General features: G+C 39.8%; 18 protein-coding genes. 5 read left to right on the top strand and 13 right to left on the bottom strand.

Features of this window, described 5'->3' with window-relative positions; all coding sequences use genetic code 11:
* Positions 1–24: 24 nt before the first annotated feature.
* The 12 genes from AC6CH7_RS02885 to AC6CH7_RS02830 all read right to left on the bottom strand — a co-directional run bounded on the left by AC6CH7_RS02885 (position 25) and on the right by AC6CH7_RS02830 (position 18,083).
* On the bottom strand, positions 25–1,533 hold the full coding sequence (locus tag AC6CH7_RS02885) for a DUF1501 domain-containing protein (protein WP_498261256.1): 1,509 nt from the start codon (positions 1,531–1,533) through the stop codon (positions 25–27).
* A 5-nt stretch (positions 1,534–1,538) separates the two neighbouring features.
* A complete protein-coding gene (locus AC6CH7_RS02880) occupies positions 1,539–4,277 on the bottom strand; it encodes a DUF1553 domain-containing protein (RefSeq protein WP_498261255.1) in 2,739 nt (912 codons plus the stop codon).
* A 227-nt stretch (positions 4,278–4,504) separates the two neighbouring features.
* Entirely contained in the window at positions 4,505–6,496 is a 1,992-nt protein-coding gene (locus tag AC6CH7_RS02875) for a heavy metal translocating P-type ATPase (protein WP_498261254.1), read from the bottom strand.
* A gap of 48 nt (positions 6,497–6,544) precedes the next feature.
* A complete protein-coding gene (locus AC6CH7_RS02870; RefSeq protein ID WP_498261253.1) occupies positions 6,545–6,976 on the bottom strand; it encodes a Fur family transcriptional regulator in 432 nt (143 codons plus the stop codon).
* Between the two features lie 29 nt (positions 6,977–7,005).
* Complete coding sequence (locus AC6CH7_RS02865) at positions 7,006–7,473, bottom strand: VOC family protein (RefSeq protein WP_498261252.1); 468 nt, start codon at positions 7,471–7,473, stop codon at positions 7,006–7,008.
* A 9-nt stretch (positions 7,474–7,482) separates the two neighbouring features.
* Positions 7,483–8,109: a class I SAM-dependent methyltransferase gene (locus AC6CH7_RS02860; RefSeq protein WP_498261251.1), complete on the bottom strand. Its 627-nt coding sequence runs from the start codon at positions 8,107–8,109 to the stop codon at positions 7,483–7,485.
* A 34-nt stretch (positions 8,110–8,143) separates the two neighbouring features.
* On the bottom strand, positions 8,144–9,070 hold the full coding sequence (locus AC6CH7_RS02855; protein WP_498261250.1) for a TIGR01777 family oxidoreductase: 927 nt from the start codon (positions 9,068–9,070) through the stop codon (positions 8,144–8,146).
* Positions 9,071–9,075: 5 nt separating this feature from the next.
* On the bottom strand, positions 9,076–9,897 hold the full coding sequence (locus tag AC6CH7_RS02850; protein WP_498261249.1) for a thiol-disulfide oxidoreductase DCC family protein: 822 nt from the start codon (positions 9,895–9,897) through the stop codon (positions 9,076–9,078).
* 147 nt (positions 9,898–10,044) lie between these two features.
* Positions 10,045–10,584, bottom strand: a complete 540-nt coding sequence (locus tag AC6CH7_RS02845; protein WP_498261248.1) for a tetratricopeptide repeat protein — start codon at positions 10,582–10,584, stop codon at positions 10,045–10,047.
* 31 nt (positions 10,585–10,615) lie between these two features.
* Complete coding sequence (gene glgB, locus AC6CH7_RS02840; RefSeq protein ID WP_498261247.1) at positions 10,616–12,523, bottom strand: 1,4-alpha-glucan branching protein GlgB; 1,908 nt, start codon at positions 12,521–12,523, stop codon at positions 10,616–10,618.
* Positions 12,523–14,979 carry a glycoside hydrolase family 31 protein gene (locus AC6CH7_RS02835; protein WP_498261246.1) on the bottom strand — a complete coding sequence of 819 codons (2,457 nt, stop codon included), beginning with the start codon at positions 14,977–14,979 and terminating at the stop codon, positions 12,523–12,525. The genes glgB and AC6CH7_RS02835 overlap by 1 nt, the downstream gene beginning before the upstream one ends.
* Positions 14,980–15,182: 203 nt before the next feature.
* The gene (locus AC6CH7_RS02830) at positions 15,183–18,083 is read right to left on the bottom strand and encodes a TonB-dependent receptor (protein WP_498261245.1); all 2,901 of its coding nucleotides are present in this window, start codon (positions 18,081–18,083) and stop codon (positions 15,183–15,185) included.
* A 210-nt stretch (positions 18,084–18,293) separates the two neighbouring features.
* On the opposite strand from AC6CH7_RS02830, the gene AC6CH7_RS02825 reads away from it, so the two are divergent.
* Genes AC6CH7_RS02825 through AC6CH7_RS02815 form a run of 3 tightly spaced genes read left to right on the top strand, consistent with a single transcriptional unit; the run spans position 18,294 to position 22,103 of the window.
* Entirely contained in the window at positions 18,294–20,735 is a 2,442-nt protein-coding gene (locus AC6CH7_RS02825) for a penicillin acylase family protein (RefSeq protein WP_498261244.1), read from the top strand.
* 4 nt (positions 20,736–20,739) lie between these two features.
* Entirely contained in the window at positions 20,740–21,090 is a 351-nt protein-coding gene (locus tag AC6CH7_RS02820) for a hypothetical protein (protein WP_498261243.1), read from the top strand.
* A 29-nt stretch (positions 21,091–21,119) separates the two neighbouring features.
* On the top strand, positions 21,120–22,103 hold the full coding sequence (locus tag AC6CH7_RS02815) for a LuxE/PaaK family acyltransferase (RefSeq protein ID WP_498261242.1): 984 nt from the start codon (positions 21,120–21,122) through the stop codon (positions 22,101–22,103).
* A gap of 8 nt (positions 22,104–22,111) precedes the next feature.
* On the opposite strand, the gene tyrS is transcribed toward AC6CH7_RS02815, so the two are convergent.
* Positions 22,112–23,398 (bottom strand): tyrosine--tRNA ligase, encoded by a 1,287-nt coding sequence (gene tyrS, locus AC6CH7_RS02810; protein WP_498261241.1) that lies wholly within the window; start codon positions 23,396–23,398, stop codon positions 22,112–22,114.
* Positions 23,399–23,502: 104 nt separating this feature from the next.
* Here tyrS and AC6CH7_RS02805 point away from each other — a divergent pair, with 104 nt between their 5' ends.
* The gene (locus AC6CH7_RS02805; RefSeq protein ID WP_498261240.1) at positions 23,503–24,189 is read left to right on the top strand and encodes an ACP phosphodiesterase; all 687 of its coding nucleotides are present in this window, start codon (positions 23,503–23,505) and stop codon (positions 24,187–24,189) included.
* 71 nt (positions 24,190–24,260) lie between these two features.
* Positions 24,261–26,273, top strand: a complete 2,013-nt coding sequence (ligA, locus tag AC6CH7_RS02800) for an NAD-dependent DNA ligase LigA (protein ID WP_498261239.1) — start codon at positions 24,261–24,263, stop codon at positions 26,271–26,273.
* Positions 26,274–26,281 lie beyond the last annotated feature (8 nt).

Genomic DNA, 26,281 nt, shown 5'->3' with positions numbered 1-26,281 from the left:
GTAAAAGTTCTTTAAGTAAATTAATTAAGCAATAACATCATGGATAACCTTGCCTGCCACATCCGTAAGTCGGAACGGGCGACCCTGAAAAGGATAAGTAAATTTCTCATGATCAAAACCCAATTGATTCAGTATAGTGGCTTGTATATCAAAGGCATCTACCTTACCGCTTATGCCGCTATATCCGATCTCATCGGTTTCTCCATGGGTAAAACCTTTTTTAATGCCGCCTCCGGCCATCCAAATGGTAAAGGCATCCGTATGATGGTCTCTTCCATTATAAGGGTTCTGAACCCCGTTACGGTTCTCCATCATTGGCGTACGGCCAAACTCCCCACCCCAAACTACCAGGGTTTCTTCAAGTAAGCCTCGTTGTTTCAAATCCAGCAGTAATGCCGTAATAGGTTTATCAATACTGCGGCATTTATTCTTCAGTCCTATATTTAAGGAATTGTTAGGCCCATCGCCATGCGCATCCCAGCCCCAATCAAATAACTGCACATACCTTACTCCTTTTTCTACTAGTTTACGGGCAAGCAGAACATTATTTGCAAAGCAAGATTTGCCTGGTTGCGTTCCATACATTTCATGGATGTATTTAGGTTCGTCATTAATATTCATCACCTCCGGTGCTGAAATCTGCATCCGGTAAGCCATCTCATATTGCGATATACGCGATAATATCTCCGGATCATTATAAGCGGCGTACTCTTGCTCATTAGATGCATTAATGGCATCTATAGAAGCCTTACGCAAATCACGGCTCATTCCATGAGGGTCTTTAATAAATAGTACCGGGTCTCCCTCACTTCTGCATTGTACGCCCTGGTATACAGAAGGCAAAAACCCACTGCCCCATATGCTTTTACCGGCATCAGGAAAACTTCCACCGCTGGTAAGTACCACAAACCCCGGAAGGTTCTGATTTTCGGTACCTAATCCGTAAGTTGCCCAGCTGCCCATACTTGGTCTGCCTAAACGGGGGCTCCCTGTATGGATTAATAACTGCGCGGGTGCATGGTTAAACTGATCTGTCGAAACTGCCTTTAAAAAACTAACGTCATCTACCATTGTAGAGAAATGCGGAAGGTTATCGCTAACCCATGCCCTGCTTTGGCCATGCTGTGCAAACTTCGCCTGCGGACCAAGCATTTTAGGCACTCCGGTAATAAAAGCAAATTTCTTACCTGCCAGCAAAGATTGCGGACAATCCTGTCCATCCATCTTCATCAGTTCCGGCTTATAGTCAAATAATTCCAGCTGAGAAGGTGCACCTGCCATATGCAGGTAAATTACACTCTTAGCTTTACCTAAAAAAGGCGGTGCCTTTGGTAACAAAGGATGCACCGGATCATACAGAATATCATTATTGGTTTTACCTCCCAAACCACAGCTGCCCAACAAGGCTCCCATAGCCACGGCACCAAGCCCCATTGCACTTTCTTTAAGGAAATGCCTGCGTGTGAAAGCCCTAAGTTCAGTTTCCTGAGCTTCCTTTATCAGGCGATGTGCGTTCAATTCATCTCTTGTCATTACAATTAGTTTTTTGTTACCGCTTCATCCAAATTCAACATTGCATTTGCCACAACCACCAGAGCGGCTGTTTCCGGATATTTATCCGTCTGCTGACCTCCAAGAATTTGCTTTGCTTTATCCGGGTGTACTTTATAGTCATTTAGTGCCGTCAGATAAAGATTATCTAACACCTTAAGTTTAGCACCCGAAATGGGCTTATACATCATCCACTGATATCCTTTGGCTATTTGACTTTTTATTTCTTTTCCGCCCTCTTTCTTCATTCTTAAAGCAAAATATTTAGCCATATCTATATACGCCGAGTCGTTAAGCGTAACCAGCGCCTGCAAAGGCGTGTTGGTTCTGATCCTGCGCGGACTACAAACTACTCTTTGTGCTCCGTCAAAAGCAATCATAGATGGGTATGGCGAGCTTCTTTTCCAATAGGTATAAATCGCTCTTCTAAATTGATCTTCACCTGTCGCATTGTTCCAGGTAGCTCCATTGTATGGCGAATTCCAGATGCCATTTGGCTGCCATGGCATTACACCAGGGCCATACATCTTAGCACTTATTATTCCGCTTACAGAAAGATGCTGATCTCTGATCTGCTCTGCAGTTAGCCTCATTCTGGATCCGCGTGCATAATACTTATTAAACAGATCTTTCTTTTTCGTATCCTCAGTAACTCTTGAATCTTGTCTGTATGTTGCGCTCATCACCATTTCCTTAATCAACCGCTTCATACTCCATTTATAGTCATTCATGAGTTGCCAGGATAAATGATCCAGCAATTCTTTATGAGTAGGGTTCATGCCCTGGGTGCCCATATCTTCCAGCGTTTCTACAATGCCAGTTCCAAATAGCTGCTCCCACAAGCGGTTGGCCATAGTTCTGGACAGCAAGGGGTTCCTTTTATCAGTAAGCCACATGGCAAGCCCTAATCTGTTTTTTGGTGCATTGGCCGGCATGGCATAGGCTAAGGATTTAGGAACGCCTGCATGTACTTCTGCTCCGGGTGTAATCCATGCACCACGCTTAAATACAAAAGTTTTACGCGATCTGTCAGACGGATTTTCGACCATAATAGGTATCGATTGCACATTGGCATTCAACAGTGCCCAGAATAATGCTTTATTTTCTTCATAACCTGGTTTACCTTTCCCAGGAAACTGTGGCGAGAAACGAAACCAATCAAAGTATACAATAACCTCGTCCTTATTAGTTGCTGTTGCATTAGTATAAGTTAGGTAAACATCATGCACACCTGTTTGAACCTTAAAATCAACAGCCAGGTTACGGTAACCAGGGCCTTCAGGAACTTTCCATGAGGCAATTACCGGCCCGCCAGGCTTATCTAATCTTAATTGCATACTCCCACCCGGCTTCCCAGATGAATATCTATAGATCAGTTGGTCAACCTTGTTAAGGTTCACTGCAGGAATCCTTGCTACTGCATTATTTTTAAAGAAAAGTGCGATGTTGTTATTGCCTATAATCGCATTTACCATACTATCAGCAATAACAGAGTTGATAACTGGTTGACCTGTTTTTAAGAATTTATGAATATCCTTTGATTTCTCAGGCGATACATTAACCTTTAACCATTTAGTTAATGAAGTCAATTTTGTTTGTAAGGAATCATCATACTGTCTTAACAAAGGATATTCTGACGAAATATCTTCATCCCTTGTATTGTTAAAATAAGCCATGAATTTATAAAATTCGTCATGCTTAAAAGGATCATACGGATGGCTATGACATTGTACGCAGGCAAATGTTGTACTTAACAACCCTTCCCAGGTAGTATTGACACGATCTAACACCGCGGCAACCCTAAACTCTTCATTGTTTGTACCACCTTCATCATTGGTCATGGTATTTCTTTGAAATGCTGTAGCTATATATTGGGCGTCTGTAGGATCTGCAAAAAAATCACCTGCTATCTGTTCGGTAACAAATTCATTGTAAGGCATATCCTTATTAAATGCACGGATCACCCAATCACGATACTGCCAAATGTTTCTACCAACATCGGCCTCATAACCTTTAGTATCCGCATATCTTGCAACATCTAACCACATAGATGCCCATTTCTCACCAAAACGCTGAGAGGCAATTAATGAATCTACCAAGATTTGGTAGGCTTTATCGCCATCTTTGGCTGTTAAGTATTGTTCTGCTAGTTTTTTTGGCGGTGCCATACCGATCAGATCCAGACTCGCTCTTCTCAATAAAGTAGGCCTGTCTGCCTCGGCAGATGGCTTTAACTCCTGTTCATCGAGTTTTTCAAGGATGAAATTATCGATATCATTCTTAGCCCAATCACCACTAGCATCTGGTATTTCTACTTCTTTTACCGGCAAATAAGCCCAATGATCGCCCCATTTTGCACCTTGTTTTATCCACCTTTTGAAAATGTCTATTTCATCCTCGTTAAGCGCTTCATGCTTGTAAGGCATACGCTCCTCCGGATCTTTACTCAGTAAGCGTTTTATCAGCTCACTTCCATCAGGATCTCCGGGTATAATAGCAGGCTTACCGCTTTTAGTAGCGGCAATCGCTTCTTCATGGAATAACAAGCTAAATCCTCCTTGTTTTTTCACGCCTCCGTGACAGGAGATACACTTCTTGTTAATGATAGGTTTTACCTCAGTATTGAAATCCACTTTCTTGTCATACGACATCAGGAGCGAGCATAAAATCACTACAGCAAAAAGGACAAGCAGGACCAATAATTTTTTATTGCGAAAAAATCTCATACGGCATTACAGTATTTGGCTTCAATGTGTTAGTCTAACTTACTAAATATTTCACTAAACAACTAAGGATCAAGCCAAAACTTCTTAACACAAATAGCCAAAAACAATCAAAAAACCAGTTTAAGCTGCAAAACAAACCTTTGCGCAATTTTTATAATGTATACTCATCATCTCTGCTATCGTCGAGGACGACGTGCTAACCAAATAATAAATTACTACTTACCCACTTAAAATTTAATATTCTGTATTCTAACGGCATTCAGAATGGCAAGCAGTGCTACCCCCACATCAGCTATTACCGCTTCCCACAATGTGGCCACACCACCAGCACCTAAAATCAATACAGCTACCTTCACAATCATAGCCAGAGCAATGTTTTGCCAAACTATGTTACGGGTAATTTTACCAATCTTTATTGCAGTTACAATTTTTGATGGCTGATCGTTCTGTATCACAATATCGGCAGTTTCAATGGTCGCATCACTACCCAGTCCACCCATAGCAATTCCGGCATCCGCCAATGCCACAACAGGCGCATCGTTTACACCATCCCCAATAAAAGCAATTTTTAAGTTCTTATCCTTAAGCGCTTGTACTTTCTGCACTTTATTTTCAGGCAACAGATCACCAAATGCCTCATCAATACCTAAAAAGGCAGCTACCCTGCTCACCACACTTTGCTTATCACCACTTAACATTACTGTTTTTATACCCAAGGCATGCATATCTGCAATTGCCTGTTTAGCATCTTCTTTTACTTCATCCGCAATAGTGATATAACCGGCATATGCCTTATCAATGGCTACAACTACTACGCTATCGGTAATGTCATTGATGGCATTATCATAAGCTATGTTAAACTTTTTAAGCAATTTTGCGTTACCTGCAAGCACTTCCCTTCCATCAATAATTCCTTTTAAACCATGACCGGCAATCTCTTCAACCTGTTCTATTTTTATTCCTGAAATCTCATCTGTTGCGTATTCCTTAACTGCTACAGCAATTGGATGGGTTGATTTACTTTCAAGCGCAGCAGCTATCCTGACAAGCTCCTTTTCATTATAGCCATTAGCCACAACTACCTCCTGCACATCAAAAACTCCTTTAGTAAGGGTTCCTGTTTTATCCATCACTACAGTATTTACAGTAGTAATTACGTCCAGAAAATTAGACCCTTTAAACAAAATACCATTCTTAGATGCCAGGCCAATCCCGCCAAAATACCCCAATGGGATAGAAACCACCAATGCACAAGGACAACTAATTACCAGAAACACCAAACCCCTGTACAGCCAGTCGCTTAAGTTATAATCGGCTACAAAAAAATAAGGAACAGCAACCACAAGAACAGCCAATAAAAACACTATTGGCGTATACACTTTGGCAAAGCGCGAAATGAACAGTTGTGTTTGAGATTTCCTGGCGGTAGCGTCCTGCACCATTTCAAGAATTTTACTCAGCTTACTATCTTTAAACAGAGCGGTAACCTTTAATTCGGCAAGCTGGTTCAGGTTAATCATACCGGCAAGCACAGATTCCCCTTTTTCTTTATTGTCAGGTCTGCTTTCGCCAGTCAAGGCAGCAGTATTAAATGTTGCCTTATCAGATGCCAACATCCCATCAAGCGCTACCTTCTCTCCCGGTTTAACCTGTATAATTTCATCAATTTGAACATCAGCAGGCAGCACATTAATTACCTTTCCATCTCTGATCACATCCACACTATCGGGCCTAATATCCAGCAAGGCCTTAATGCTTCGCTTTGCATTACTAACTGCCGAATCCTGAAACCATTCTCCGATAGAATAGAATACCATTACCGCAACACCTTCACTATAGGATCCAATTGCAAAGGCTCCAATAGTAGCTACACTCATCAGAAAAAATTCATTAAAGAAATCAAGTCTAATTGCTTTTCTAAAAGCAAGGGCAAGCACATCATATCCCGCCAATAAATAAGCAGGGATAAACACTGCTAACTGAATAACATTGCTAAATACAATACCAAATCCATACTCCAACACCATCATAACAATAATCATGGCCAGTGCTGTTAATAATGGCCAATGCCCTATTATCCCTGAGGGTTCCGCGGCACCATGGTTGTGCCCGTCATCATCAGAATGTTCGTGCTGATGGTTCTCTTTATGATCATGTATTGCGGTTTTTTTGGGTTCTTCAACCGCACAGCAGTCCTTATGATGATTTGATAATTGCATAACGCTAATATATATATAGCCAAAGGTACAGGCTAGAGTTATGCAATGCTATTGCAAAGGTATAGATGGATTACACTGATCGCATATTCCTTTAATAATGAGGTTCATCTCCTGACGAAAGAAATTAATAGGCAATGAAATATCAGGTATTTTTGTATTTGGCAGACAAAATGTTTCTCTACAGGTATTGCAATAAAAATGAACATGAAGATCATGATGATTTTCTCCATCACAATCTTCCTCGCATAAAGCATATTTTGTAGCGCCACTCCCGTCTTCAATACTATGCACAAGCCCCTTTTCTTCAAAAGTTTTCAATGTCCGATAAAGGGTAATCCTATCCGATGGAGCCATCCCCCTTTCCAGGTCGTTTAAACTGATGGCCGCATTTTGCCTGGTTAAAAACTCCAACACTAACAAACGCATAGCGGTGGGATTAATATCCTTTACCTTTAATTTATTCTCAATGTCTATTATCATAAGCCTTGCACTTTTTATCGAAAATCACATTATTTATGATCGTCGTTCACTTCAAGCCAATGGCCGTCCGGGTCTTTAAAATAAACTTGTTTTACACCATCAACTCTTAAAGTAACTGCCTTACGTGTTCCTGCCCAGTCTTCAAATTCAATTTTTTTAACATTTAGTAAGGTAATGAACTTGTCTACAGAAGGCACACTAAAACATAAATGTTCATTCTTATCATGCTCTACGCCCCCTTTTGCGCCTTGAATCAAGTGCAGATGCCCGGCAGGGCCTATCGAGAACCAGGTATGTCTGCCATCTTTAAATGGCTCCGGTATAATCTCAAGATCAAAAACATCTTTATAAAATGCTGTAGATTTAGCCAGATCAGTAACATACACTGCAATATGATTTAGAACTGCGCCTTGTTGCTTCTTTTCTGCTTGCGCCATTGACTTTTTGAACGGGATTAACATCACTAGAGTTAAAACGACTAATGTAAAGGTCTTCATATAGAATGATTAGGTTTTCTTGAACAAGATGGTTAAAATTCTTGGAATCTCTGTTCTGTTATTGTCATCAAAATACTCTTCAACATCAACCAATGTCAATCCATGCTTTTTACCGGCCTGAATAAAATCAGATATATTATGGTTAAAACAATCTACAATCTGCTTGCCGTCTTCTGTGTCAAACCTGGCTTTAGTACCCGTATATTGCTTAAAAGGGTGCAATTCACCGATGTACACATAACCCTCAGGATTTAAAGATTTAGATACCTGATTAAAAACATAATCCAGATTATCTATGTGTTCCAATATCAAACTAAAAGTTACCAGATCGTATAAGCCATCTCTAAAATTCCAGCGGGCAGTAATATCAGCTTGTTTAAACGCAACCCTGTTAGATGTTATTTTATCTTTTGCCCTGGCCAGCATTTGATCGGAAAGATCAACCGCCGTAATCATTGCGGCTTTTCCGATCAGCCATTCTGTATTTTTCCCTGTTCCACAACCAATCTCCAAAACTTTATTAAATGGAACACGGGCAAGGCATAACTTTAACGCCAAACCCTCCAGATCTCTTGTTTTATTATCGTTGGTATCATATTGTGCAGCCCAGATGTTATAAGCTTGTTTAGTATTCATAAAGCAAAAATAATAAAAAGATCCTGATACCCCATTAAACCCTTATGCTCAAAATATCATGAATAGCATGCTTTGCATTAGGAAACTGAAAGACAAAACCTGCTTCAAGCAAGCGCTTCGGCGCTACCCACCTGCTCTTTAAAACCAATTCAGTTTCTGAGCCTATTAAAAGCATACCAATTTCCAATAACCACTGCGGACTCGGCAATCCAAAAGGAATACCATAAGCCTTGCGGATCAAGCGCATCAGCTCCATGTTTTTAACTGCCTGCGGGGCAACACAATTAACCACCCCCACAAGCTCCTGGCTATTTAATAACCATTCCGTAGATCTGGCTACATCGTGTTCATGAATCCATGAAACGTATTGTTGTCCGTCGCCCTGACATCCGCCTAAACCGAATTTAACAAGGTTAAGCAGACGAGGGAACACACTGTCATTTCTACCCAAAACAATTCCCATCCGCAAGGCAACTTTACGTGTTAAAGCTGTTTCCGTTTCAAAGAATGAGGCCTCCCATTTTTTACACACATCTATAGAAAAGCCATAACCAATTTCTCCAGTGTATTCATCCTGTGGATGATCTTCTGCATGGCGATAAATTGTGGCAGAAGTTACATTGATCCAAAGTTTTGGAGGGTTAGCCATTTCGGCAACTACTTTATTTAACAGTCTGGTAGGCACTGTTCTTGAGGCAATGATTTCTTCCCGATTCTTTTCATGATAACGGCAGTTTACATTTTTCCCGCAAAGGTTGATCAGCAGATCCGCATCCTTAAGTGTTTCGGTCCACGGCCCCTCAGTTCTTCCGTCCCACAAAACGGTTTCCACATTACCTTCAGCAGCTTTACTTTTTCTGCTGAGGATTACTACCTGTCTGGCAATAGTCTTATAATAGTTAGCTAAAACATTACCCAGATAACCGTTACCTCCAGCCAGAACTATTTTTGCGTATTTCATATTCTTTAAATAAAAAGGATCAGTAAAAGGACAATTATTCTGTACAGCACCCAGGTTAAGGTAGGTATATATCCTAACTTTAAAATGCCCATTCTTCTAAAATGTTCCAGAAACATAATGCCTGCCACTCCCATAAAATAAGCTGCATAAAAAAGCGCTGGCAATACCAAAAACTTAGCCATCAACAAAGCAGGTAAGAGCAATAAAGATCCGGCAAAAGATATCGTCATCATATTACCCAGGTACTCCCACTTTTTATCCCATGCCATAATGCTTACCACAATTGCCTGAAAAACAATTTGTCCGCCGCAAATAAAATACTCTCTGTAGGCATCCCCAACAGGCATCAGCTCCTTTAATAAACCCGCATAATGTGTAAGTATAAAACTGGCTATAAACCAGGTGAATGCTAAATAAGTAATGCGATATCTCAATTTAAAAGTAGGCTGGATTGCAAAGCTATCTTTTGTAATTTCTGCAGGTATAATTACTTTTCTATTGTAAGATACAAAAGCGTATACCTTACTCATTATCCAGATAAAAGGTTTAAGAGAAAATAAGGGTCCCAACAGCGGGATTGAATTTGCAAGCACTTTAAACAAACTGTTTATGCCGTATGTTACCTGCCCTGTTTCGGTATCAACCAATGCAATTTCATTAACTGCCCTTTGCTGGTCCACATAAGGACAAACGTTTTGAGGCATGTTCTGATAAGGTTGTGCTCCTGTCGGATCAAGCATTCCAACCTTAGTAAAACCTTTAGTATACAGCTTGCACATAGGGCATTCTGCATCAAAAAGGATCAAGTGGTTTTTTAAGCTTTTCATAAATCAAATGTAAGAACAAATTATTAAACTTTCAAAACTTATTGAAAGTTTAATATAAAACACAAATATGATTACACTGAATTTAGTTAAGTGTTGTGATCTTGTTTATCACATCAAAAAATCCTCTAGAATTTATTCTTATTTAGATTACAATTTACCCGAAAGCTCTTTCGCTTTTTGGTAATTCGGGGTGCCCTGTGGGATCTTGGATAACCAAATTAAGGCCTCTTTTTTGTTGTCTTGTTTGATATAACTCAATGCCACATAATAGGCAGCATCGTACTTAAATGCCGAATCTCCTTCGTACAATTTCTTAAGTACGGTTCTTGCCTCGTGTTCCTGAGAATTCTTTATCAGCGTAATAGAAAAATAATAAGACAGCAATGGATCCTGCGGGTTACTCATATATTCTCTTTGCATGATTTTACGTGCAGCAGTGTAATCTCCGGAGTTATATAGTTCAGCTGCTTTATTAAGCACTCCGGCACTTTCACCACGCTCTGTTACCGACATTTGTTTGCTGATCGCATATTTCTTGTACAAGCCTGAAGACCATGGTGCCCAAATAAACAAACCAATACCTAAAACCACAATTATACCAATCCATATGATAAAAGATTTGTAGTTCGCTTTCTTAAGAGGAGTCTCTGCTTGTTTACCTTCTTCTGAAAAATGTATATTAGCCATTAACGAGTTATAATAAAATATTGAAAAAAGATTATTTAGCCTGCTTTAAAACCAATGCCCCCAATGGAGGGATATTTAAAGAAATAGAATACTCCCGACCATGGCAGTTCTCTTTTAATGGCAGCAAAACTGCCTCATTCAACTTTCCGCTTCCAAAAAACTCTTCGGCATCAGTATTGAATATTTCTTTCCATTTAGCCTTAAATGGCAAACCTACAAGGTAGTTTTCGCGGAAAACAGGGGTAAGATTCAGGATCACAATAAGCGTATCTTTTGCCTTTAAACCTTTCCTAAGGTAAATGTAAATCGAATGCTGGGCATCGTCGGCATTGATCCATTCAAAGCCCTCATGCGAAAAGCTGTGTTCATATAGCGCCGGCTCAGATTTGTAAAGCTTATTGATGGCCCTAACGGTTTTCTGCATTCCCAAATGAGGAGGATGTTGTAACAGGTGCCAGTCTAACGAGTTCTTAAAATCCCATTCATGTGTTTGAGCAAACTCATTACCCATAAAAAGTAACTTGGTACCTGGTTGGGTAAACATATACGCATATAGCACACGCAGGTTGGCAAATTTTTGCCACTCATCGCCTGGCATTTTATAAATCATTGAAGATTTGCCATGCACTACCTCGTCATGAGAAAAAGGCAGCATAAAGTTCTCACTAAAGGCATAAGTAATGCTAAAAGTGAGTTGATGGTGGTGGTATTTCCTGTTAAGTGGATCGTTTTTAAAGTATTTTAACGTATCGTTCATCCAGCCCATCATCCATTTCATTCCAAAGCCTAGTCCGCCGGCAAATACCGGATGTGTTACCCCCGGATAAGTACTGCTTTCTTCTGCAATGGTATGTACTCCCTCAAAGGCACCATACACAGCTTCATTAAGGTCTTTAAGGAATAACGTTGCGCCAAGGTTCTCGCTGCCTCCAAACTCGTTGGTAGCGGCTTCATCGGCCTTTCTGGAGAAATCAAAATAAAGCATGGATGCCACAGCATCTACACGTAGTCCATCAGCATGGAATTTATCTAACCAGTACAATGCATTACTGATCAGGAAAGACCGCACCTCGTTTCTATCGTAATTAAAGATGTATGATTTCCAATCGGGATGAAACCCTTTGCGCATATCGGCATGCTCATACAAATGGGTACCATCAAACTTGAAAAGTCCATGGGCATCGCCTGGAAAATGCGAAGGAACCCAATCCAGGATCACACCGATATTGTTTTTATGCAGTTCCTCTATCAAAAACATTAACTCCTGCGGAGTTCCATGCCTGGAGCTTGCTGCAAAATAACCTGTAATCTGATAGCCCCATGATGGGTAATACGGATACTCCATAATAGGCATCAGCTCTACATGAGTAAAGCCCATATCCAATACATAAGGCACCAGGCTTACCGCTATTTCTTTGTAAGTTAAAACCCTTTTTGGTTCCGATGGGTCGCGCTGCCATGAGCCTAGATGTACCTCATAAACCGACATAGGTGTATTCAGTGCATTTGCTTTTGGGCGCTTATTGAGCCATGTTTTATCCTTCCAGGTATAATCTGTATCCCATACAATAGAAGCAGTTCTTGGTGGATGCTCCCATTTGGTAGCAAAGGGATCTCCTTTTTCTATATCGCTGCCATCAAAGCCTTTAATAGCGTATTTATAGACTTCGCCTTTACCAATGTTTGGGATAAAACCCTCCCATATTCCAGAAGAATCTAATCGTCTGTTAAGCTGGTGCGAAGTTTTGTTCCATTGATTAAAATTTCCGGTAACATTTACTGCCTGGGCATTTGGTGCCCAGACAGCAAAATAAGTTCCATCGGTTTTATTGTGTTGTATAAGGTGTGCACCAAATTTCTCATACAACCGAAAATGCTTGCCTGAAATAAATAATGAGATATCAAAATCGCTAAATAAACTGTAAGCAAGCACTTCCATTAATTATAGATTTTTATTGCTGTGAAATTTTTATTTGATTTAAAACGCAAACAATTAAGCTCATCCAACGTATAATCGGTGATTTCATGATCGTCAACCGTGATCTTATTTACGTTAAACGGTAGGCCAACGATGTTGTAATTATACAGTTCGTAATTAGGAGTATACAACCCACTTCTCGACTGCTCAATAGTTAGTGCGTACTGCGTTCCTTTTACACTGAACTTCTTCTCTGAATAGATGTCCTGCTCATAAGCAAATGTATCACCATGATCTTCGTATAAGAACGAATTCACTTCATAATCAGAAAAATAAACATTAAGCAATACTTCATCAATGTCCTTTTCGCCAACATATTGCATTACAGGATATTCCGGAATTACGGAGCCTGCTCTAACAAACAATGGCATATGATCTAAAGGTGTAGCAATGCTATGCTCGCTCTCTCCGGTTAATACTTCATGCGTCCAGAAGTTATACCATTTTCCTTTTGGCAGATAAACCATACGGGATGCTGCACCCTGCTCTAAAACAGGGCAAACCAATATTTTATCACCAAATGTAAACTCATCCTGACGGTAGCCATTGCTGATATTTTCTTGCTCCAGCATTACCAATGGTCTTAAAATTGGAAAACCATAACGGTGATGCTCCCAGAATACCGAATACAGATAAGGAAGTAGCCTGTATCTTAATTCAATGTATGTTCTGTTGATGCTGGTATATGGCTCTCCGAAACTCCATGGTTCTCTTTCGGCAGTATCGCCGGCAGAGTGTGCACGCATAAACGGAGAGAAGGTACCCAACTGGATCCATCTTGTAAATAATTCCGGATCAGGCTCTCCACTGAAACCTCCTATATCGGTTCCACAAAAAGGCACGCCTGAAACTGACATACGCTGACATTGGATATTGCCAATTTTTAAATGTTCCCATGTAGCTACGTTATCACCGGTCCACACACAACCATAGCGCTGCATACCTGAATATCCTGCACGGGTAATGGTAAACGGACGTTTATTGCGCATTAGCTTTTTCAAGCCATCGTAAGTTGAGCGTACCATCTGCATACCATAAACATTATGGGCTTTGCGGTGCGAACCTCTATAACCATCGTAGTTATGTCTTACATCGTTAGGAAATGTTCCCGAACCAAATACTGCCGGCTCGTTCATATCGTTCCATACTCCTGCAACACCTATATCTACTAATTCTTTGTATAGGTTACCCCACCATTCTCTTACAGTTGGGTTGGTAAAATCAGGGAACTGACATCGGCCCGGCCATACATGACCTTCCATAAAATAGTCGTCGCTACGGCGACAGAAGTAATTGTTTTCCTTACCTTCTTTAAATACCCAGTAGTTATCATCGACTTTAATACCCGGATCTATCATGACAACGGTTTTGAAACCATCGTTTGCCAGTTCCTTAATCATCCTTTTAGGATCAGGGAAATGGCTTTTGTTCCAGGTAAAGCAACGGTAACCATCCATATAATCGATATCCAGATAAATGGCATCGCAAGGAATATTACGTGATCTAAAGCCTTCTGCTATTTCTTTAACCTTCTTTTCAGGGTAATAACTCCACCTGCACTGGTGATAACCTAAGGCCCATTTTGGAGGCATTGGATGAGTTCCTGTTAGGGTTTGATATCTTTTTACCACGTCCATCATATGCGGCCCGTGGATGTAATAGTATTGCAATTCACCACCATCTGCCCAGAAGCTGGTTTTCGAATTGTCTTCCTTCCCAAAATCGAAATAAGAACGGAAGGTATTATCGAAGAAAATACCGTAAGCTGCCTGCTCGTTTACGCCAACATAAAAAGGAATGGTACGGTACAATGGATCCTGATCCCATCCAAATGAGTATGCGTCGGTATTCCAGTTTTGGAAATGACGTCCTCTAAGGTTCATGTTTCCGGATTTATCACCAAGACCAAAGAAATTCTCTTCTGCCCCGCATTTCTTAGTGGCATATACATAGTAACCACCAAATTCTATATTTTCTTCCCAATGCATTGGTGTAGCATCTTCACTCATCACCCTCTGGTTCAGATTATCTGTGAATGAAATGTGGAAATCGTTCTTTCTTACTTTGCAGGTAACGGTATTTGTAGATATCGCATAATAATCCGGCAGTTCTTCTAATTTAAATGTGGTTACCTTTTGGTCTACCACCGGAACTGCATAAGAGAAATCATCCAGAAAAACACCGTGTGGTGCCAGTCTAACCCTAATAATTTCGTCGCTTACTACTCTGATTTCGACTTTAGCATCTCCATCAGCAAAGAAAAACTTATTCCCGATTGTAGTAACGCTTTGTACCGGACTAAGATATTTTTTAACTATTGGTTTTATATCCGTTACCGGATTGTTTAAATGCTGAACTGGCTCCTCAACAATTTCCTTAGTAATTATATTATTTATTGTTTCTTTATTTTCTTCCATGAAAAATCGCTTTAGTAAAATTTTGCTCCCCTTTTGATCATGTAATAGATCGTGTATTCTGTACATACTAAAGTGTTAAATTTTCTATTAAAACCAAAGGATTATTATCATATAAAAATATACGCATAAAAAGAGCCCTGACATTACTATCAGGGCTCTTTTATAAAACTAATTAATTGATGTAGAGCTGTGCTAATTTGATTTTATGGGTTAAATGTAAATCCTATGTAGTAAAGTGCTCCTATTGAAGGGTTACCATAAGAAGTAAAGTAATATTTATTTAAAATGTTTGAACCTCCAAGTTTAACCATTGATTTCACCGAAGGTATTTTTAAGTTAACCTGAGCATCAATTGTGTTGAATGAAGGAACATCTCCTGAAGCAAATGATGAATTCCAGTAGAACTTATCTTGCCAGCGGTAATTAACATTAAAACCAAAGTTTTTAATGATCTCTTTGTTACCAAGACCCAAATTATAACGAACTTCAGGCGTGTTAAAATCATTGATATAATCTGCAGGAAGATCGCCTAATTTGTTGTAAGATACGTTACCGCTTAAGTTATATCCACCTATTAAATAATCCAATCCCAATGCACCTCCATAAGAAGTTACTTTACCTGTTGCGTTTACAGGCACTCCAAATTTAGAGAAGGAATTATCGTCATTTTGTTGAAAAACATCAACTGCTGTAATGAAATTTTTATAGGTATTGTAATAAGCGTAGGCATCTATCAGGAACCTTGACCCTAACAATCCTTTATAACCAACTTCGTAGGCTTGAACGCTCTCAGGACGAACTCCTCTTGGATCAAAATTGTATTGTTTTAACAAAGTTGGATTAGGTGCTCCAGTAGCTACGGATGCAAGGAATGCACGATAACTTACATCAGTATAAGGAATATCTGTTGTAAGCATGTTATACTTATTCAGCATACTTGGGATACCACCAATAAGCCTTTGTAAACCACCTGCTACCGATAAATCAATATATTGATTCTGGGTAGTTGGATTCCGGTAACCAGTTTGATATGATACCCTGATATTATTATCTGGAGCTATTGTTAGTACTCCTGATACTCTCGGCGTAAAGCGGCCATCAAAATTAGAGCTTTTATCATATCTGCCAGATACAGCCAGTTTGAATTTATCATCAAACATTTTTTTAGCGATCTGGGCAAATGCACCATATTCATTTATATCAATTTTATCGTTAAGGTCATCAAAAATAGTTCCTCCCGAACGCAATTGGTAAATTCTATATGAAGCACCAACCTGCAATTCAACTACGTTATTAAGTGCATTTGAAAAATTATACATTCCCTCATAGTGATACAGATTGGTTTTATCGTCAAATTTCGCACCTGTTCCGGAAGCAATTGTACTGTTTACAATTTTATCTTTTGCAGCCTCAAACTGAGGGGTGCCTGGTACAAAGCGGCCCTGATCTGCAATATTTCTTGCAGCTGCGTGAGCTTGTGCATCAGTAATTCCCGGAGTAGTCAATTTTGCTCCTATGTATGTACTGATGTATTGAGGATACCATGTTTGTGATGTTTTTGAAGCTTCGTTAATGAATGCTCCTAAAATAGAGGAGATATACGAATCACCCGAGCGTTCTTGTGTGGTATAACCCCTTACAAAGAAATCCTGTCCTTTTAATTCTAATTTGTATTGCCCGATGCTAAAGTTACGCAATGAGTAACGATCTGAACCGGTATATACTGAAGTACCCGTTCCCCAGTTTATCTGGGCAATACCTTCTATTGTAGGTGTAAATCTGTAGTGTAACGATCCGGAAGTTTTAAGCGATTGGGTATTATAATCAACCAGTGCGTTTTCATTATAGCCTGTTCTTGTTACTTCCTGATTCGGAAGAATGGTTTGATTTTTAAGTCCGAAATAGAATGGCAGATACTGACCAGCTACCGCAGGGCGTAAAGGGGCCGGAACATTTGTATTTATAAAATTCAGATACGCAGGATAGCTTGTTCCCGGATCAAGATTATCAAGCACCGTTTTTGGATTGAATGCACCACCAGATGCTGCTAAGATACCAGCCCGTATAGTAGGCTCAATGCTTTGCTGAACTATACTTCTCATATTTTGCGAGCTTTCATCACCATAAACGTTTATACCATCGTAAGCCGGATCTGATGCCCTGTCTCCTGCTTTAAACGCACGACCATTACGATCAAAGTTGCTATAATTATCTGCCTGCCAGTCTTTTGCCTGAAGGAATGAGAAAGTAGCTTTTACAGCGAACTTGTTATTCCAGGCTTTTGCTAGACGTACATCCAACTGGTTATACTGCTGATTTCCGGTATTGTTATCATTAACATGGTTAATTCCAGACTTATAAGAAAAGCTTGCTCCCTGGTAATCAAAAGGGCTTTTTGAGGTCATAAGCATGGTGCCGCTGATACCACCCGCACCATATAGTGCTGAAGATGCTCCAGGCAATAACTCTACGTTATCCAGATCAAGATCTGAAATACCTATAATATTTCCCACAGAAAAATTTAATCCCGGCGCTTGATTGTCCATTCCATCAACAAGCTGATTAAAACGGGTATTGCCATTTGAATTAAACCCTCTGGTATTTATCGATTTAAAAGTTAAACTCTGTGCACTGATCTCAACGCCTTTCATATTGGTTAGGGCATCATAAAATGAAGGCGCAGAAAGTTCCTTTAATACGGCGGGACCCATTCGCTCTACAGACACCGGGGACTCCAGGATTCGCTCCGGAGTTCTGGATGCCGAGATAACGACCTCCTGACCTAAAACTGCGGCAGTTTCTATCTCAAAGTCCAGATTCGAGGTATTTCCTGTAACTTCCTTCTCAACTGAGGCATATCCAACATAAGAAATAACGATTGTAAATGGAGCGGCTTGCTTAACTGTAAGTGTGTATTTACCACTCATATTGGTGGCTGTGGCTATTGTAGTTCCTTTGACAGTAATCCCAACACCTGGTATTGGTTCCTTAGTGGCTTTATCGGAAACAGAACCACTAATGGTTACATTTTGTGCCTGCGCTACCACCGCGGTAATACATAGCAATAAAAATGCAAAGATTGCTTTAGTAAAAGTTTTATTCATGCAGTTAATTTATATAAGGTTAATTTATTATAAATATAATACATTAATTTAATTTTCCAAATCCAATTTTGATGAATATTTCATTGCCAAAATCGGATTTTGATTGCAATTGATTTAACTTTTATGCTAACTTGCAAAGTCAATTTAAATTCAAAGGAAGTAACAACCAAATACTTTCATTTATGTTTTTGATGTGCCTTTAACTGAGCTATGATGAATAAAATAAAAGCCCTCATTTGCATTGTTATACCAATACTATTAACATATGCTCTCAATACAAAATTCGGTGATACTCCTCCTCTTCTTAGATTTCTGAATCCCTTTACCGGTTTTTGGCAAAACGCAGAAAAAACCACAGTAAATCCCAATAGAAAAATCACTTTAAAAGCTACATTTCAAAATGTTGATATCGCATTCGACGACAGGATGATTCCGCATATTTTTGCGCAAAACGATCATGATGTTTATTATGCTCAGGGTTACGTAACGGCAATGCATCGTTTATGGCAAATGGACTTCCAAACACGTTTTGCGGCAGGACGCATATCTGAAGTGGTAGGCAAAAAGGCCATAGCGCTTGACAAATATCAACGCCGGATGGGTATGGTTTACGGTGCTGAGAAATCCATGGAAGGAATGATGGCCGATCCTAAATCAAAAGAAATGATCCTGGCATATACCGCCGGTATTAACGACTATATCCATTCTTTATCTCAGGCAAGCCTGCCGATTGAATACAAGCTATTAGATTTTAAACCGGAGGACTGGACGCCATTAAAATGCGCATTGTTGCTAAAACAGATGTCGGCAGTGCTAGCCATGGGTTCCGACGAATTTTACATGACCAATATCAGAAAGAAATTTGGCACTGATGTGGTTAAGGATTTATTTCCAGACTACCCTTTTAAAGAAGATCCGATTATCCCTGTGGGCACCAAGTGGGATTTTAATCCGTTGCCAATACCTACGCCTCCTGCTGATGCTTTAAAGGAAATGGTAACAGGGAATATAGAAACCAAACAAAAAGAAGAGGGAATTGGAAGTAATAACTGGGCGATATCAGGGGCAAAAACAGCATCGGGCTACCCTATTTTATCAAACGATCCGCATCTTGATTTAACCCTCCCTTCTATCTGGTACCAGATCCAGCTTCACGCTCCGGGATTAAATAGTTATGGCGTATCATTACCAGGAGCACCCGGCGTTATTATAGGCTTTAACCAAAATATTGCCTGGGGAGTTACCAATGTGGCTGCAGATGTGCTGGATTTTTATGAGATCAAATTCAAAGACAATACCCATAAAAGCTATTGGTATAATAACCAGTGGAAAAATACGACAACCCGACTTGAAAAAATTCTGATAAGGGGCAGCAAAACTGAAATTGATACGGTTTATTATACGCACCAGGGTCCGGTAGTTTATCTGCAAAAGCCCGAAAAGTTTTCTAAAGCTAAGAATATTCCTATTGGTAATGCACTAAGGTGGATTGCTCATGATAAATCTAATGAGCTTAAAACTTTCTATTTACTAAACAGAGGCAAAAACTATAACGATTACCGCAAGGCACTTACTTATTATACCGCTCCAGCGCAAAACTTTGTATTCGCTTCGATTGATAATGATATCGCCATTACAGCAAATGGCAAATTCCCACTAAAGTGGAAAGATCAGGGTAAATTTATTATGGACGGCTCTGATCCTAAAAATGATTGGCAAGGATGGATTCCTGCTTCTCAAAACCCTACTGTTAAAAACCCTCCAAGAAATTTTGTGAGCTCGGCCAATCAATCATCAACTGACCAAACTTACCCTTACTACATTAACTGGGAGTTTAGTCCGTATGAGCGGGCAAAACGCATAAACGACAGATTAGCGGTTATGACTAACGCCACTGCCGACAGCATCAGAACGATGCAGACGGACACTTACAGCATTCATGCTCAAAATATTTTACCGGCCATTTTACCTTTGGTAGATGGCAGCAAGTTAAATGCAACACAAAAAGAAGGATTCTCTTTGGTGTCTGCCTGGAATAAACACTACGATGCAAAAGAAGTTGCAGCAAGTATTTTTGATCTTTGGACCAAGCGTATTCAATACAACATCTGGGATGACGAATTTAGTGTTGATGGTGTTCCAATGCGCTATCCTTCCAGAGACAGAACCGTCCAGCTGATTTTAACGCAACCAGACTCTAAATGGGTCGACAATATTAAGACACCAGAGAAAGAGACATTGAGTGATCTTGTAAATGAAGCCTTTAAGTATTCATGTGATAGCCTGGAACGAAAATATGGGCCTATTGGTGAAAGATGGCAATGGGCTAACTTTAAACACAGCAATGTTCCCCACCTGGCAAAAATACCAGGCTTTGGTTCTAAAACCTTAATGATTGGTGGTGGTAAAATGACCATAGATGCATTAGGCGAAAGCAATGGCCCATCATGGAGAATGGTGGTTGAATTGGGAAAAACACCTAGGGGACATGGCGTATTTCCGGGTGGACAATCGGGCAATCCCGGAAGTAAATTCTATGACAATATGATCGACACCTGGGCCAGCGGAGCGCTATATGATCTTTTCTTTATGCAATCTGTTGACGACCCATCGGCCAAAATAATCTCTAAATTAAAAATATCCAAAAAATAGCATCATGGTATTTATTGTAATTTTAATAGCCTCTTATTTACTTCAAATGGTTTTACCCTGGTGGATAATCGTAGTGATTTCATTTGCGACATGTGGCTTAATCGGTAAAACAGGAAAAATATCTCTATGGTCGCCATTTTTTGCGATCCTGCTCTTGTGGACAGGAATGGCTTTATTCAAAAGTCTACCTAACAACAATATTTTAGCGCTAAGAGTAGCGGGTATGCTGGGTGTAAATTCATGGATATTGGTACTGGCATTAAGCGCTTTGTTAGGTGCATTTATTGCAGCGGTAAGTGGCTTTTGTGGTTATCATTTCAGAAAAGCTGTTCTAATCAAGAAAACCAATTCTTAATTAAATCTTTGTTGTGTATTTTTGCACACGTGAAAGATTTAATCAGGCAAATTTTCTCTATTGAGACTAAAGAACAGTTTGAAAAAGCATCCCTTGAAGTATTTAAACATCAGGCCAAAAATTGTTCAGTGTATCGTGAATACATATCTCATCTAAGGATTAGGCCCCAGGAGATATCTTCATCAGATCGTATTCCTTACTTGCCGATCAGCTTTTTTAAAAGTCATGAGGTACTAAGTTCTGCTGACGAAACGGAGATTATTTTTAGCAGTTCAGGCACTACAGGTATGTCGCAAAGCAGACATTTGGTTACCGACGTTAAAGTATACGAACAAAGCTTTAACCTTGCTTTTGAACAGTTTTACAGCAAACCCGAACAAACTTGTTTTCTTGCCCTGCTGCCTTCTTATCTGGAACGTGATGGGTCGTCTTTGATCTACATGGTTGATGCGCTGCTAAAACAAAGCAAACATAAAGACAGTGGCTACTTCTTGCACAATCATGATGATTTGTTCCAAAAACTAAAACAGCTGCAAGCCTCTGGACAGAAAACAATTCTGATTGGCGTTACCTATGCCCTGCTTGATTTCGTTGAGCAGTACAAAATAAATTTCCCCGAACTGATTGTTATGGAAACTGGTGGCATGAAAGGAAAAAGGAAAGAAATGGTGAGAGAAGGACTGCACGAAATACTTCAGAATGGCTTTGGCGTAAATGCCATCCATAGCGAATACGGCATGACGGAGCTTTTATCGCAAGCCTATTCTTACGGAAATGGAATATTTAATTGTCCACCCTGGATGAAGATCAACCTTAGGGATACCAATGATCCTTTGAGTCTTATCGCAAACAACAAAACAGGAGGAATCAATCTTATCGACCTTGCTAACATCAATTCCTGTTCTTTTATAGCGACCCAGGACCTGGGCCGCGTATTTGACGATGGATCTTTTGAGGTTTTGGGCCGTTTTGACAACGCTGATATCAGAGGCTGTAACCTGTTGGTAAATTAGCTTTCTAATTACTTAGCGATTATCAGGTAGTAATTCTTTTTACCTTTTTGAACAATGATAAACTGATCATTCAATAGATTTTCAGTATTAAAAACTGCTTGGGCATCACCAACCTTTTCTTTATTTACAGATACTCCGCCACCTTGTATCAATTTTTTAGCTTCTCCTTTAGAAGCAAAAACACTCGATTTTTCAGCAAGCAATGTAGCAGCATCAATTCCCTGCTCCAGCTCCGATTTTGAAATTTCAAACTGAGGGATCCCTTCAAATATCTCTAAAACCTGAGTCTCACTTAGCGTTTTGAAAAACTCCAATGAACCATTACCGAATAAAAATTCAGAAGTTTTAATTGCAGTTTCCAATGCCTCAACGGAATGTGTTCTGATGGTTATATCTTCTGCCAATGCCTTTTGAAGCACGCGCAAATGCGGTGCAGTGTCGTGCTCTGCTTCAAGGCTTTCTATTTCCTCACGCGATTTAAGCGTAAAAATTCTGATCCATTTTTTGGTATCATCATCAGAAGCATTAAGCCAAAACTGATAGAATTTGTAAGGCGATGTTTTTGCTGCATCTAACCATACTGCTCCGCTTTCCGTTTTACCAAACTTAGTACCATCAGCTTTTTTGATCAGGTTGGTAGTCACCGCAAAAGCAGTACCTCCATCTTTCCTTCTGATGAGTTCTGTTCCGGTAACAATATTACCCCATTGATCCGAACCACCCATTTGCACCAGGCAATTGTGGTGTTTCCACAAATAGTAAAAGTCATAACCCTGAATCAATTGGTAGCAGAATTCGGTAAAAGAAAGTCCGGAATCCCCTTCCAGTCTTCTTTTAACACTATCTTTTGCCATCATGTAGTTTACAGTAATGTGTTTACCTACATCTCTGATAAAAGTAAACAGGTTCATATCTTTAAACCAGTCATTATTGTTTACCATCACCGCACCATTGCCTGCTGCTTCAAATTTCAAAAACTTAGAAAGTTGTTTTTTCATCCCGGCAAGATTATGTTCTACTATGGCCTCGGTTTGAAGATTTCTTTCGTCAGATTTACCGGAAGGATCACCTACCATACCGGTAGCTCCGCCTACTAATGCATATGGCTTATGTCCGGCACGTTGAAAATGAATAAGTGTCATGATCTGAGTTAAATGTCCTACATGCAGTGAATCAGCAGTAGGGTCAAATCCTATATAACCTGAGGTCATTCCTTCATTCAATTTATCTTCAGTACCCGGCATGATGTCCTGTAACATGCCTCTCCAGCGTAGCTCTTCAACGAAATTGGTCATTCTTATATCCTTTTGCCGCAAATATAGGAAAACCTATGTTATCCTTTAAATTCAATACGCCTCAAAAACGCTTAAACTGAACAAAATTAGCTACTTTTAGGGCAATGAACTTTTTGTCGCATTTTTATTTTGAAAGAGACAATCATGATGCAAACATGGTAATTGGGGTCGTTTTGCCAGATTTTGTAAAGAACGCACAGAAAGACAGCAACTTATACCCATTAAAAGAAAAACATCTTTTTGAATCCGATGCGGATGAAAATTCTATCCTTATTGGATGGAGCCGGCACATTGCAGTAGATGCTGTTTTTCATTCCTCAGCGTTTTTTAAACTGCATACCAATAATTTAAAACAAATTATCTTACCTGCACTTAAAGACAGTCCTGTTAAGCCTTTTTTCTTAGCCCATATTGGTCTTGAACTGGTGCTAGATCATTTGTTAACCATCCATGGAACGGTTAACATCAATACTTTTTACGAGCAGTTAGCCCAGGCTAATAAACAAGCAATAGATTCTTTTCTGAAAAAAAGTGGTGTACCAGATACAAGGGTATTCTTTAAATTCCTGAATAGCTTTATTTCCGGCAGGTACCTCTTTAGTTACCAAAAAATCGAAAACATCTCCTATGCACTGAACCGCATTTGTATGCGCCTGTGGGACAGTCCTTTTACCGAACCACAACTTGCATTGTTAACAGATAAACTCTCTGTTTTTAAGACCAGTATTGAAGATGATTACATGTCCATATTCAGCGATGTGGAGCAACATTTAAAGGCTGGCAATCATTAGAATCCTCAGCATCAAAAATATTTCATATAAATCTCAATTAGCTCCTAAAGCTAATTTGTATCTTCGCTTCTATGTCACTATTTGATATAAAAGATAAAATGGATGCATTGGTTAAGGAGCTTAACCAACACAGTTACAATTATTACGTATTGGCAATGCCTACCATTGCCGATTATGAGTTCGACAAAAAACTTAAGGAACTTGGTAAGCTGGAAAAGGAGCATCCGGAATTTGCAGACCCAGATTCTCCTACCCTGAAAGTTGGAGGCGAAATCACCAAAACATTTACCACGGTAAAGCACAGGTGGCCAATGCTTTCATTGGGCAATACGTATAACGAGCAAGACCTTCGTGATTTTGATGAACGGGTAAGAAAAACCATTGGTGAAAGTTTTGAATACGTTTGTGAACTCAAATTCGACGGACTTTCTATTAGCCTTACCTACGAAGATACCAGGCTTGTAAGGGCCGTTACCCGCGGGGACGGAACCAAGGGCGATGACGTAACCACCAACGTTAAAACCATTAACAACATCCCTCATAAATTAAAAAATGAAGAGGTACCTCCCCTGTTCGAGATCAGAGGTGAAATCTTTATGCACCGTGCAGCCTTTGAGCGCTTAAATAAGGAACGCGAAGAGCTTGGGGAGATCCAATATGCCAACCCAAGAAATTTTGCCGCAGGAACCGTAAAAATGCAGGACTCAAAAGAAGTGGCCAGACGCCCTCTTGATTGCTTCCTGTATTCACTAAATACCGACAAGAATTATTTTAAAACACATTGGGAAAGCCTGCAGACTTTAAAAAGCTGGGGATTCAACGTAAGTACCAATTCCAAACTGGTTGACAATATTGATGATGTATTATTGTTCATTAAGCATTGGGAAACTGAGCGTTTCAAACTATCATACGACATTGATGGCATTGTAATTAAAGTGAACAGCTATGCACAACAACAGGAATTGGGCTTTACGGCTAAATCTCCACGCTGGGCCATTTCATTTAAATTCAAAGCAGAAGAAGTAGAGACCATTCTGGAAAAGGTAACCTATCAGGTGGGCCGCACAGGCGCAGTTACTCCTGTGGCGAATTTAAAACCGGTGCAACTTGCCGGCACTACTGTAAAGAGGGCCACCCTGCACAATGCCAATGAGATTGAAAGATTGGATTTGCATGAGGGAGATAGTGTTTTTGTAGAAAAAGGCGGAGAGATTATCCCTAAAATAATTAATGTGAACCTGGATAAACGCAAAGCCGGTGCACTTAAAATTATATATCCTTCAGTTTGTCCCGAATGCCAATCAGCCCTGATCAGAAAAGAAGGTGAAGTTGCCTACTACTGCCCTAATGATGAAGCTTGTCCGCCACAAATTGTAGGCAAGATCCAACATTTTATTGGCAGAAAAGCAATGAATATCGACGGCCTTGGCGACGAAACCATAGAAACATTTTATCAAAAGGGATTAGTAAAGCACATCAGTGATCTGTATACACTTCATGAAAAAGCCGAAGAACTGAAAACTTTAGACCGCTTTGGAGAACGTTCTATTGAAAATATGCTTAAAGGTATTGAGCAGTCTAAACAGATGCCTTTTGAAAAAGTATTGTTCGGATTGGGTATCAGATATGTAGGCGAAACTGTAGCCAAAAAATTAGCTTTCGGTGCTAAAGATATCGACAAATTGTCGACAGCCAGCCTCGAAGAACTAACCGCAATAGATGAAATCGGACAACGTATCGCAGAAAGTATCATTGAATATTTTGGAAATCCCGAACATTTACATCAAATTGGGCTTTTAAAATCCTACGGACTTCAATTTGAAGCTATAGAAAATGAAATTGCTTTACAAAGTGACAAATTAACTGGAAAAACATTTGTAATTTCGGGCGTTTTTGAAAATTATAGCAGAGAAGAACTTAAGGATCTGATAGAAAGCAATGGTGGCAAAATCTTAAGCGGCATTTCGGCCAAGCTTAATTATTTGCTTGCCGGCGACAATATGGGTCCGTCTAAACTGGATAAAGCGAAGAAACTAAATGTACCACTGATTTCAGAGGGTGATTTATTAGAGATGTTGAAATAATAACTAAA

It is taken from the genome of Pedobacter sp. GQ55 (assembly GCF_059758925.1).
Note: the sequence above shows the minus strand (reverse complement) of the source record. Positions and strands in the feature narration are given on the sequence as shown.